At 65.5% G+C, this 11,961-nt stretch carries 11 protein-coding genes; 2 read left to right on the plus strand and 9 right to left on the minus strand.

Translation table 11 applies throughout. The annotated features are described in order from the left end of the window. The coding region (locus ABD831_RS18665; RefSeq protein ID WP_344950548.1) for a sigma-70 factor domain-containing protein at positions 1 to 697 on the minus strand (697 nt) is incomplete at its 3' end. 1,163 nt (positions 698 to 1,860) lie between these two features. On the opposite strand from ABD831_RS18665, the gene ABD831_RS18670 reads away from it, so the two are divergent. Continuing rightward, entirely contained in the window at positions 1,861 to 2,460 is a 600-nt protein-coding gene (locus ABD831_RS18670; protein WP_344950551.1) for a recombinase family protein, read from the plus strand. 288 nt (positions 2,461 to 2,748) lie between these two features. Here ABD831_RS18670 and ABD831_RS18675 read toward each other — a convergent pair whose 3' ends face one another. From ABD831_RS18675 to ABD831_RS18690, 4 genes are all read right to left on the minus strand, one after another. Next, entirely contained in the window at positions 2,749 to 3,996 is a 1,248-nt protein-coding gene (locus ABD831_RS18675; protein ID WP_344950231.1) for an AlbA family DNA-binding domain-containing protein, read from the minus strand. A 238-nt stretch (positions 3,997 to 4,234) separates the two neighbouring features. Further along, positions 4,235 to 5,245 carry an ATP-dependent DNA ligase gene (locus tag ABD831_RS18680; RefSeq protein WP_344950233.1) on the minus strand — a complete coding sequence of 337 codons (1,011 nt, stop codon included), beginning with the start codon at positions 5,243 to 5,245 and terminating at the stop codon, positions 4,235 to 4,237. 15 nt (positions 5,246 to 5,260) lie between these two features. Beyond that, a complete protein-coding gene (locus ABD831_RS18685; protein ID WP_344950236.1) occupies positions 5,261 to 5,791 on the minus strand; it encodes a macro domain-containing protein in 531 nt (176 codons plus the stop codon). Positions 5,792 to 5,813: 22 nt separating this feature from the next. Further along, complete coding sequence (locus ABD831_RS18690) at positions 5,814 to 6,440, minus strand: hypothetical protein (protein ID WP_344950239.1); 627 nt, start codon at positions 6,438 to 6,440, stop codon at positions 5,814 to 5,816. 193 nt (positions 6,441 to 6,633) lie between these two features. Between ABD831_RS18690 and ABD831_RS18695 the strand changes: the two genes are divergently transcribed. Next, on the plus strand, positions 6,634 to 6,966 hold the full coding sequence (locus tag ABD831_RS18695; RefSeq protein ID WP_344950242.1) for a histone-like nucleoid-structuring protein Lsr2: 333 nt from the start codon (positions 6,634 to 6,636) through the stop codon (positions 6,964 to 6,966). A 167-nt stretch (positions 6,967 to 7,133) separates the two neighbouring features. Here ABD831_RS18695 and ABD831_RS18700 read toward each other — a convergent pair whose 3' ends face one another. From ABD831_RS18700 to ABD831_RS18715, 4 genes are all read right to left on the minus strand, one after another. Next, positions 7,134 to 9,038 (minus strand): MarR family transcriptional regulator, encoded by a 1,905-nt coding sequence (locus ABD831_RS18700; RefSeq protein ID WP_344950245.1) that lies wholly within the window; start codon positions 9,036 to 9,038, stop codon positions 7,134 to 7,136. Between the two features lie 74 nt (positions 9,039 to 9,112). Further along, the gene (locus tag ABD831_RS18705; protein WP_344950248.1) at positions 9,113 to 10,267 is read right to left on the minus strand and encodes a sigma-70 family RNA polymerase sigma factor; all 1,155 of its coding nucleotides are present in this window, start codon (positions 10,265 to 10,267) and stop codon (positions 9,113 to 9,115) included. After that, complete coding sequence (locus ABD831_RS18710; RefSeq protein ID WP_344950251.1) at positions 10,260 to 10,706, minus strand: hypothetical protein; 447 nt, start codon at positions 10,704 to 10,706, stop codon at positions 10,260 to 10,262. The genes ABD831_RS18705 and ABD831_RS18710 overlap by 8 nt, the downstream gene beginning before the upstream one ends. Positions 10,707 to 11,046: 340 nt before the next feature. Next, on the minus strand, positions 11,047 to 11,382 hold the full coding sequence (locus ABD831_RS18715; protein WP_344950254.1) for a hypothetical protein: 336 nt from the start codon (positions 11,380 to 11,382) through the stop codon (positions 11,047 to 11,049). Between the last annotated feature and the right edge of the window lie 579 nt (positions 11,383 to 11,961).

Genomic DNA, 11,961 nt, shown 5'->3' on the forward strand with positions numbered 1-11,961 from the left:
TCTCGACCGCACGGATGAGGCCGAGGTTGCCCTCCTGGATGAGGTCGAGGAAGAGCATCCCGCGACCGGTGTAGCGCTTGGCGAGCGAGACGACGAGTCGCAGGTTGGCCTCGAGAAGGTGGTTCTTCGCCTTCTTGCCGTCCTGGGCGATCCACCACAGCTCGCGCTTGAGCTTCATGTCGATCTTGTCACCGGAGTTGAGCTTCTCCTCAGCGAACAGACCGGCCTCGATGCGCTTGGCGAGCTCGACCTCCTGCTCGGCGTTGAGGAGGGCGACCTTGCCGATCTGCTTGAGGTAGTCCTTGACCGGGTCGGCCGTCGCACCCGCGGTGACGACCTGCTGGGCCGGGGCGTCGTCCTCGTCGTCGTCACGGATGACGAAGCCGGACTCCTCGGTCTCCTCGGTCTCGGCCGCAGCAGCCGGAGTGGCGCCCTCCTCGGAGTCCTCAAACGCGTCGTCGACCTCCTTAAACGCGTCGTCGGCGACCTCAGAGTCCTCCGCCTCGTAGGTGTCCTCCATCGCCCCAAGTTCGCCGATGGGAAGCTTCTCAAGCACGACCGGGCCGTCGTAGGCGACCCCCCGGTCACGAGCATCCGGGGCCACGCCGCGCACAACCGTCGCGCCCTCACGGCCCTTGGACACCTCAACTCTGTTGGTCTCGGTGTCCGGCTTCGAGACATGTGCGTGCTTGATCATCAGCCGACCTGTCCTGGGGTCGCCCCAAGCCTCCTGGATGGGAGCGGAGCTAAACCACCGCCGGAGGTAGTCGACCACCGTCGGCTTGAGCACATCGAGAATCTCAGCTCGCCCAACTTCAGGCTGTTCGCTCAAGCGCTTGTACGCGTTCCGCAACTCTGGCGAGTCTCGTAGGAGCTGACCGACTTCGAGGGGCACGCTGTCGGGACCGAGGATTAACAGCAGCAAGAAGTTCCAAGCGATGGCAAAGTCCGCCATGAACGACTCTGGCACGCTCGCCATCCACAGGCCCAGTTCCGGGGAGCGCCGAGTCGTAGTCGTACCCCTTTGACCATCCGCGCCAAACATGGCGACGCGGACTCCGGGTGTGGGCACCACTAGGTCGCGGGTCAATTTCACCGTTACGCCAACGACGCGCCCATCTACACGGTTCCCCAGCCAAAAGTCAGCCTTCTCGGCGCCCTGAAGTCGGCTGTGAAGCGTTCTCTCTTGTGACAAGTAGAAGGCGCTTCTAAACCCTGCTAGTTGGCGATACAAGTCGAGCGGGCGACCCACTTTGTTGTCCAGGTACTGAAGCTTCGTGGGACACCAACCATCGCGACGCAACGCTTCACTCAGCCCGTCAGCATCGACACGTTCGAAAGCCGTGTGAACAGCATTTAACGGTTCACGAATGCGCGCGTCCCGGGCGACTGCCCTGAGGGACGAGATGACGCGCTCGTCTTGGCGGTTGATCGCTCCAACGAGGACCTCTTCGAACACCTTTCCCCGGACGCCGATGTTTCGCAGGTTGATAATCCGCCTCAGCGCGCCGATAGTCGGGCTGGCCTCCTTTTCGCGCCGAGATACCGCCTGGTTGCTGTACAGACTGACGAACACGTCACCGACCATGTCACGCCATAAGGCATCCGCCAGCCTGCGCGGCTCTCTCACAAAGACGGCATTTGCCACACCGCGAGTCAAGCACTCTTCAGAACCCTCGGCGGTGCCTTCTGACTTTTTCGTCGCGCCCGACCTCGGGACTCCGGTCCCGCGCCAGGAACTCAAAGAAGGCGTCCACAAACGAGCGTTTCTGAACACCCAGACGCCCCCGCCTCCAACGAGGCGGGGGCGTCCGTCCATTTCTCATGTCCACAAACAACGTCTCAGAAGGAGGCACACCCATGAGTAGTGAGACACCTACCGCCGGCTACCTCGTCGGGTACGCCCGCGTGTCCACCCTTGAGCAAGACTCGGCACTGCAGCGCGATGCCCTCCAGGCCGTCGGGTGCCAACGCATCTTCACCGACAAAGCCTCCGGCAAGCTCGAGCACCGGCCGGCGCTGGACGCGATGCTCGACCAACTCCGACCGGGCGACACGGTCGTGGTGTGGAGGCTCGACAGGCTTGGCCGCACGCTGCACCACCTCATCGACACGGTGCAGGCACTCGATAGCCGGGGCGTCGCATTCCGGAGCCTCACCGAGAGCATCGACACCTGCACCCCGGGCGGGAAGCTCATCTTCCACGTCTTCGGCGCCTTGGCCGAGTTCGAGCGTGACCTGATCCGCGAACGGACCGTGGCCGGCCTGGCAGCGGCCCGCGCTCGTGGCCGGAGTGGTGGGCGACCGACCGTCTGGACGCCGGAGAAGCTGAAGGTAGCCCGGAGCATGTACGACAGCCGTGAGCACGACGTCGCCTCCATCGCTCGGGTGGTGGGCGTCAGTCGCGCGTCGGTGTACCGGGCCCTGACAAGGATGAGCGCAGAAGAACCCACCCTGTAACAGACCTTGGCCGGCTCCTCTCGTCCTCGGGCGGATGGGGCCGGCCAAGCGGCCCTTTCGCGCTTTCAGGTCGGTTGTAGAAGACTGGGGAGCTTTCACCAGCTCAAGCCCGGAGTCCGTATGAAGCCAAGGGCCGCTTCTGTGCCCGATGACCGCTGTTAGAGACGTTCGTGAACCGCACGGCTCATCCTGAGTGGGGTGCCATCGCTGGAAGCCCGCTGCCCAGGCCCTCAGAGACAACGCTGTTATCGATGCCCGGAAGCAGGCCTTCCCTGGGCCGAGGACGGGCTACAGCGGCGGCGGCGAGTGGATCATTCGCAGACGGGCGATACCGCCTTGATTGACGGCGTCGAGAGCCAGATTGTGAACGGCGTGATGGTATAGCTCGGAACTCGCCTGCGTTGATACGGTCGCGGGCACCTTCGAATAGCGCGCGAGGGGCACCGACGTTCCACTGAACGTGTAGTTCATGCTGTCGACGGTCTCCAAGAGCAACTGTTTCCCGCTCGCCCACTCGATCCCCAGCTGCACATCGAACTCGTCGAGTTGATGGTGCTGGCCCGAGGCCTTCACCAGAGCCATGAATTCCGCCACGAAGGCTTCGACGTTGACCGCCCGCACACGTTCGTATGCGATGTCCACCCCGTCGTCGCCCTGGACCGGACGATCGGTCACGACGCCGGCGAGTGTTACCGCTCCGCTGTCATGCAGCGCCAGCCACGCTTCCGTCCATGGTTGCTGAGGCGCGTTCGGTCGGAAGATCAGCCGGCGCAACCCCGCTCGGGGGTTGAACGTGTCAATCCCAGCCGTCGGCGTCGGAAAACGCGGATCCGCGTAAGCGAGCACAGAGTTGGCCACTGACCACATGCCCTCGACCTGCTCACCGATGAGCCGACGACGCAATTGCGCAGCCATGCGGGGACGTGCAACACAGACCATCCATGGGAAGCTCGCAGCAGCGACCCCCCGACTATCCAAGACCTCTTGATACAGCTCATCGAGTTGCCCACCTGCCCGGCCACGTTCCTCGAGCCGAGCGCTGTATGCCGCCTCAAGTTCGCGTTCGCGCATCCAGTGGGTGTCAGCGTCAACGCGTATCGGCGCGCCGAAGTAGTCATTCCGGTAGATCAGGTGCGGGCCGTCGACGCCGGCAGGGACGATGACGGCAACAGCGCGCGGATCTATCCCGAGCCTCACGATGTCGAGACCGAAGACGGGAGGCGAGATGGCCGAGACCGCCACGGCCCGAAGCGTCTTCTCGTGGCGCTCGCTGAGCTCGCCCACATCGTGGCGGCCCTCTGCCTTCTTGCTCGATTCCGTGACGCCGAAGACGATCACCCCGCCGCCCGAGTTGGCCATGGCCGCCACATCCTTCGGGAAGTCCGTCTGATGCAGATTCTGTTCCGGGGGCAGCTGTTTCTTCCAGTCGAGGTCTTGCGTCTCGGCGACGCCTGCTGCGACGGCGGCCTCGACGATCTCGTCAGTCAACGGACTGGGCGCCAGACCCAGTGCCCGATGGATCGGGGTAAAGAGCACGAGTGAACGGTATGGCCTGTGGCGCGGCAGCGCGACGTCGCGCCCATTGGAGCTGGACGGCGTCGAACCGTTAGGGCCACATTCGTCTCGACATATCAGAGAGCCTTTGTCCGACTATGCCGTTGGTAAGCCAAGGCGTCGGCCCGCAAGATCGGCATGATGAGTTCAGCCGCGCAGGCGCCGCTACGCGGTCTACTCCCAGCACCGCTCAACGACCCTTCGGCTGCGGCGGCCGACACTACGCGCACGTATGGTCGCGCCTCATGGATCCGTCCATCGGGGAGCCGTATCCCACCTGATGGACTTCTGCCGGGTCGATGTCTGGCCTGGTGCGGTGCAGGCCCACAGCGTGACGGAGCACACCTGCGGCGGCCGAGGCGTCGGCCTCGACCTCCACGATGAACGCCGCCACGACGGTCACCTGGGTGGGGGCGGCCGAGCCCCAGGCGAAGGTGCGCTCGAACGTCTCGCCGGTGGGGTGTAACAACCGAGACAGCGACCGACTGACAGCATTCGAGAGCGAGGTCGTCGAGCCGGCCGTGACTGGGTGGCCGTCCTCATCGAACTCGCCGGGGAAAGCCAGCACGAGCGAGCTGGGCGCGGCCCGGTCGCCGGTGAACCCGATCGCGAGCATGTCCAGCGTCCGCTTTGCCTTGACCTTCCACCACACCCGTTGGCCCGGCAGGGTCGGGTAGGTGCCGCCGGCGTACTTGATCACCAGACCCTCGATGCCACCGGCCGTGAGGGTGTCGAACCACTCGCGAGCGAGGGCCGCGTCGTCGGTCTGCTGGCACAGCACGATGGGCGACGCCATCCCCGCCAAGGCCTGCTCGAGGACGGCCCGACGTTCTCGCAGCGGGAGTCCACGCAGGTCCTCGTTGCCCGAAGCGAGCACGTCGAAGACCACGAGCTGGGCGGGCCGTCGTGCGGCGACGGAGCGGATGCGCCGGCCGGCGGTCACCCGTGCCTGCAGGCCCTCGAAGTCGAGCCGTCCGGCAGTCGGGTCCCACGCGATGACCTCGCCGTCCAGCACGAGGTCGTTCGGCAGCCGCGAGCTCAGGGCGGGCGTGAGGTCCGGGAACAGAGGCGTGAGGTTGGTGCCGTTGCGGGAGAAGATCTTCCCGCCACCGACGAGCGCTCGGTACCCGTCCCACTTCGGCTCCCAGACCAGGTCCTTGACGCCGGAGGGCGTGAGGTCATCGACGGACCGCGCCAGGGCGACCGGCGCCTGAAGCGACACGACAGCCATGCCGCCCACCCTGCCCTACTCGCCCCCGCCGGCATGTCGCCGAGGCAGGACGAATGTGAACCGGCGGGGGCGACCGCGCTCGTGCATTAAGACGTTGTGGCTTGGTCTCGGCAAGGCGACAACGATCAGGTCCACCGGCGAGGCTCGGGCACAGTCCCTCAGGACGGCTTCGACGGCACGCCACTCCAGGCCGCCGATGCCAGCACCGAGCCTCGGCACCCCGAGCTCGCCGATGCCCCGCTGAGCCACGTCGTACAGGGCCGCTGCCACCGCCGACCTGATCGCCTCGAGACTCGCATCGGGGCCCGGGTTGCGTTGTGTGGCGAGGTTGTAGACCAGGATGTCTCCCACGTCGACAACCTGGAATGAACCGAGGCGAAACTGCCCGGTCCGGCACAGTTGCGCGTACTCGGCGTACAGGTCCGGCCAACGGTCCCTGACCTGGCGTGCGATGCCGCCGGACATTGATCCTGCCGTGTTGCAGCCGTGCCCGATCGCGGGCAAACCGGCGGTGAACAGATTCCCACTCATCTCTCGATAGGTCATCTGCTACCTGCCGTGTGTCTGATCACGCAGGGTCGTACGCCTGGTCTCGGACGTCCCGCTCGTGAAGACCCTTCACCCGGAAGGAGCCCTTGGCAACGTCGAGGTGGGCGAATGCCACGTGTACCCCGCGCAGCGAGACGATCCGCTGCTCCACGTCCTGCGTCTGTCGTGAGGGCTTGCGGGAGAAGTGCACGAGGTAGCCGCGTTCGACGGAGTTAACCCGCAGTTTCTCGATGTCTCCGTCCAGGTGCTTGAGGCTGTAGTCCAGGCCGAGCTCGACGGCCACATGCGCGGGGATCCGTCCAGCCGAGAAGTCGTTCAAGGTGGAGTTCTCGACCGACTTGGGGTCAAGGACGGCGATGTCGTAGCTCTGACGCCGCGGCCTAGAGTCGCGCAGACTCACGGCCTCGACACTGGGCCACTCCTTATGGACCAGACGGGTCACGTGCGGCGAGTTCCCTATCCGCACCATTTGATCGAATGCCGGCATCTGCAGGAGCGAATGGTAGAGGTCGACGTGCAGGGAGTGCTCCACCCGGTGCGCGAAAGGATGCCTGATGAACTCCTCGAGGAGTTTGGTGATGCACCGCTCGACGGCATCAACCGATTGATCGCTTGCCGCTGCTTCGACAGGGTGCGCCCGATTCATGTCCGCAAACTACTGCGGGCTGCCGCACCGAGGGCGTTTTCGGCTGTGCGACTTGATACGTCGTCAGAGCCTCGCGCGTTCGGTGGCCTTGCGAACGCACTCTTCCGGGACGGCGCACTCGGCCCGTTCCCTGGAGAGACCCGAGTTCTGAGCCTTGGAGGAAGCTCGAAGCCGGTCCGTCTACGCTTGCGGCGTGAAGCAGACCATCACCACGCTCGTTGATGACATCGACGGAAATGACGCCGACGAAACGATCACATTCGCCCTCGACGGGACGACCTACGAGATTGACTTGTCGCACCAGAACGCTGCGGCGCTTCGTGAAGCGATCAGACCCTACACTCGAGTCGCTCGCAAGGCCGGTGATGGAAGGCAGGCAAGCCGAAGCCGCATCACCCTTCCCTCCACGGGGCAATCCCGGAACGCCGAGATCAGAGCGTGGGCGCACAGCAACGGGCACGACGTGCCGGCGCGAGGTCGGATCCCGCAGCGCGTTGTGGCGGCGTACCAAGCAGCGAAGAACTAGTCGCCCGGTTGAGCCCGGGGACGTCGCTATGGCTGGGCGCTCGCAGGCGAGCCAGCCGCGCGAGGGCCCGACCTGGACCTGTTGCTGAACAGTCCATGAAACCCTCTCCGGATCCGAGCACCCCCGGTAGGCGGACTAGCCCGCCGAGGTGCTCCACTCCCTCGCCGTCACTCATCCGTGGCATCAGCATCAATGCCGAGATCCTCGGTTGGCACGATGTCTAGCACCTCCTCCGTTCGGGAGTCCACGAGCGCCGTCATCTCACCAATTAGGCGGCGCTTCACCACTGAGCCCTCCTTCCCCGACAGCTGCGTAAGAAAGGCGCGGCGTTCGCGGCTGTGCTTGGCCGCCGTGGGCCCGGAAGTGTCCGGGATCTGGTCCCGGTCTGCGATCTGGTCGGGGTCGAAGCGCAATCGCCACCAACGCCTCTTTCCGTCGGAGGTGCGCTGCTCGAACACCAAGCCCCGGTCCTTCAGCTGCTTGAGGTGACGGGAGATCGTGGAGCGGTTCTTGCCGGTTATTTCGGCCAATTCCTGCACTGTGCGGCCGCCTCCTCGTGCCGGCCGAGGAATTTGACGTGGCCCTTGCCATGGGTCCATGAGCAGCTCGCTTGGCTGGCTGCCAGGAGTCACCTGCAGCAACCGGAGCCGCAGCCCGTCTGATCGCCTTCGGAGTTTGGGCCCTGTTCGCTCGGCCAGCGCGGCGAGCGTCTCGGCAGAACCGGCGCTCAGACCTTGGGGCCCGAATAGGTGGTGGACGCGTCCGTGCATTGAGATGCCATCCGCAAGGCTCGCCGGTGTAGCAACGCCAGCGATCTTCTCGGTTGGCATCTCCGCGCGCACCTCGGGTACCAGGAGACGGATCCGGTCCGGGGCCAAGAAGTTGCGGTTTGGGGTCCGCCGTATCCAATTTAGGTCTTCGAGTCGGATCAGCGCTCGCGCTACGACCGGGCGGCTAGTGAAGGCACCCTCCGCGATCTGTCGTTGCGACTCGCAGATCACCCGGGACCGAGTCTTGCGGGCAGCCAGGTGAAGGTAGGAGAGCACCTTGCGCTCCGTGACGCCCCGACTCCCCCGGTTGAAGAGACGCGGGTCTCCGGCTGCTGTCGCGACCGACTCAAGGAAGCAGTCGCAGGCGACGTCACGCCGGAACCCCTGCCTCTCACCCAAGACCCGAGACAATGCACCCATCAGTGAACGTTGGAACTCCGACCGCGCCTCTGCCTGCCCACCTGCCCGGTCGTCGGCCACGCGGGACACGTAGTCGTGCTCCACCAGCGCGCACGCCCGACGTAACCCTTGGTGCCCGATCTCGGCCAGCCCGACCAGCCGAAGGAGGGGGCCCGTGATGGCGTCGTGTCGGCCACCGTTGGCCAAGCCCTTTGCGATGACATCAACTTGCTTCAGCATGGCCGAACACGGAGGCTCATCTTCCGAGAGGGCTGCGAACGCAGCGGATCCGGCCGCGTCCCCTTTCCCGCCTGATCGATGGCTCCGACCCCTTGTGCGCGTCGGATTGCCGACGAGCTGGACAATCTGTGCCCCGCTCCCGTCGTTGGCTGGCATGGCATCGGCCGGAGGCCGCAGCCACCGGTAGGGCTGGATCCGCCCAGTTACCTTCGATGCCCTCAGCGTCGGCGCTATGAACGCGAACCCGTGTCCGGCTCCGTCGTTGCCGGCTTTGACATCCAGACCGGGCCGCACGTCGTTCTTGGAGTGGATGCCGAGCGCGCTCACGAACTCGTGCGTTCCACCGGAGGGTGTCGAGGCCGTGAACCACACCGTCGGCCAGACTCCTTCGGCGACTAGCTCTGCTCGGCTGGAGTCCCCATCATTGCGCGGGTCCACGTCGAGGACGTCGATGCCGTGCCCCATGACAGCGCACAGCGCCATGCCGGGACGCCACCTTTCCAGGACCGCCGAGTCCGGACGCGTGTTCTGCCATCCCCGCGGCATCCAGTAGCCCGTTTCGCGGTGGCCCCCATGTGGGTCCCACTGACCCCGCGAGTCTCTCGCGGGCTTGGCCAAGAAGACGGGGATACCCCATGCGATGAGGCTGCGCGCCGCAGCCATGGCGCCCTCGACTTCAGATTCGCTGGGAGCCGGCGCACTGTCTGGCCCGGGGCGCGGATGTGGGCGTAGCGGTTTCACGACAGGGTCCCGCGCCAACACCTTGGGCACCTGCCGCCGGACCGGTCTCTTAGCCGTCCCTTTAGACGAGAGAGGGCCAGCCCTTCGATCTGACGAATGCGCTCGGCCGTGACTCCGAACCTTCGCCCTACATCGCTGCCGCTCAACGGGCCGTCCTCGTCGAACCCATACCGGAGCCGAACGACGTCTGCCTGCCGGGGTGACAGGGTCGAGATCGCCTCGCGAATACACTTCCCGGCAGGAGCGATTGCCTGATCCGCGACCGTTGGGGGGCCAACGAGCACGTCGTATCGCGGCGCGAACCACTCGGCGTTCCACTCGTCGTCGTTGATCCATCGCCGTCCCGGCTGCCAATGAACCGGCCGTAGCGCGTCCAGGGACACCACGACGGTGGGCAGCGCGAGCAAGTTGTCGAGCTCGGCACGGGACATGCCAGCCCGCTGGGCGAGGGCGAGGCGTGAGCGCGTCCGGGGGATCTCGGCTTTCAGCGACTCGCGCGCCAGCTGTATCGCGCGAAGTTTGGCCCCCACGCGGTGCGGCAGCTGGATAGGTCGCCCCTGGTGGGCACCCCGCTGCAGCGCCTGACGAATCCAATGCGTCGCGTAGGTCGAGAACCTGACCCCTTTGGTGAAGTCGAACTTCTCGACAGCATGGATGAGGCCCACATTGCCCTCTTGGATGAGGTCCAGGAGGTCGAGGCCGCCGCGCGGGTACCGCTTGGCTACGTAAACGACCAACCGCAGGTTCGCTTGTATGAGGGTGGACTTGGCAGTGCGGCCCTCCTCGGCGATCCGCGCGAGGTCTCGCCTGCGCTGGGGATCCATCCGGCCGCCCTCACCGATCTTGTGCTCAGCGAACAGCCCTGCCTCGATCCGCTTCGCAAGCTCAAGCTCCCGCTCGGCATCGAGCAGTTCGACCTTCCCGATCTGCCTCAGATAGATGTCGACCGGATCCAGGCCCGGACCGCCAAGGAAGGCGGTGTTAGCGGTTCGCACGGACGACGCAAGCGTGGGGCCAGCAGGCGAACTGCCTTGCGCCGGGTGCCCGCCCATGCCAGACGGTCGCTCTACGCTCCAAGAACGCATGAGGTCTGCAGCCGGATCGCTCTGCGCCACCTGCCGATTCGGCTCGGTGCCGCCTGTCTTACTCATGAGTTGAATCCACATCCGACGAGATGAGGCCCCGAAACATCAGCCGTTCGACGCGGGATGAGACAGCGCCCCGCGATCTACCGAAGTGCGCGGCGAGGTCCGCGGTGGTCCAGCCCTCGGCCACCTTGTCTGCAAGCTCCTGATCCTTTTCATCAGTCCACGGCGTGTACGCCTTCGAGGGCCGGGGCCGGGTCGGCGCTGGCGCGGCCGGCGGCCTGCCTGTGAGGAGCGACATAGTGTCCCGGAGCTGGTTCAGTCCAAGCATGAGACGGTGTGGGGGCTCTCGCTCCTCGTCACGGGCCTGCCGTGTCAGGTCGAACGTGATGACCTCGCCGTCGACGTGAACGGCCAAGTTCCAGATGAGGGGCTCAGGCCTTGCTGCTGTCGTGGCCGGATCGTTGGGCGATCGTCCATCCTTGGGCCCGTGGTTGGTGCTCATCTCGCACCCCCACTGAGCAGAGAGGCGATCCGAGCCCGTTGGTCATCACTGAGGGGTGGAGCTGCGGCGACGACGCGCTCGACGTGGGTGAGGCGCTGGTCTACGCCCGAAGGCTGATTGGTGCGGGCTACGAGCGGCGAATCGGCGGACTCACTCAGGGGAGACTGACTGTTCGCTTGGCGCGCAGAGCGCGACGGCGATTTGTTCGATGACATCTTTCCTCCGGCATGACAACCACAGCGATGGCTGCCGTCGGGCCAGATGTCGTCGGCGTACTGCGAGGGCTCTTCCCGTACCGCGCTTAGGCGGTCTCCGAGCCCGTCCTCTCCTCAGATGAACTTCAGCGCTCGCGCGGCGGGCGGGACACCTTCTCGATGTCCAGTTTCAAGACACCACGGTGCGGCTTCGCGAGTTCAGCACGGATTTTCCGTACGTCGAGCACTTGGCGCCCCGTCGAAGGCGCGCACCGGTGGCATCGCACCGAGATGTCGTACGAGCAGTTCAGGTCGTGGGCACTGCCGTCAGCCACCACAACGTCGTCCCGCACCTCGGCCAGAGTCCCCCACGGTGCCTCGTGCCTGCACTGGATGACGGCGCGTCGAGGCCCCAAGCCCCGCAGCACCTTCTTGGGGTCCCTCGCGGCCTCGATCAACTGCTTGAGCCCTGGCTTCCTCATGGGTCCCACGACCTCCTTCTACCAACGCCATGGCGTTCGGCGAACACGTGAACAGTTCGGGTATCGGGTGCTGCACCGCGAAGTTGCGGGTCACCCAACCGCCCGTGGCGCGTCATCAATGCGGTGGGGCGGAGCCAGCAAACCCTCGAAGCGGCGAATCGTCAACTGTCACAAATGAATCCGTGACATTGCCATCCGCCCTGCACCGAAGGCAAACGCGGGCCCCCGAAGGCAGCGCGACGAAATTTCGGGGCGCCTGTGGCTGCTGTTGCGAAAGTGACCCGTCACGAAGCGCAAGGGCGGGTGGCGTGCTGCGCGCGGCGGAGAGGCACGAACGCCGATGGCGACCTACGACAGCGCCCCTATGGCCGCCGCTCGTCGTGGTTTTGAGCTGTCTTCCAAGCCGACTGGGCTCGCGAAACCTGCCTCCTGGTGAGTGCGCGTCTGGGAGACTCCAGCGCAGCGGACCGGACCTCGTTCAGCTGGGATGGTCAGCTCAAAGCTGCCGAGGTGTGGCACCGGGGCCTCGTGTCATCAGGGACTGTGCCCGGGGCTCGCCGTGCTGGCGAAACCTGACGC

This window comes from Terrabacter ginsenosidimutans, assembly GCF_039539425.1.
In the GTDB taxonomy this organism is placed as follows: Bacteria; Actinomycetota; Actinomycetes; order Actinomycetales; family Dermatophilaceae; genus Terrabacter; species Terrabacter ginsenosidimutans.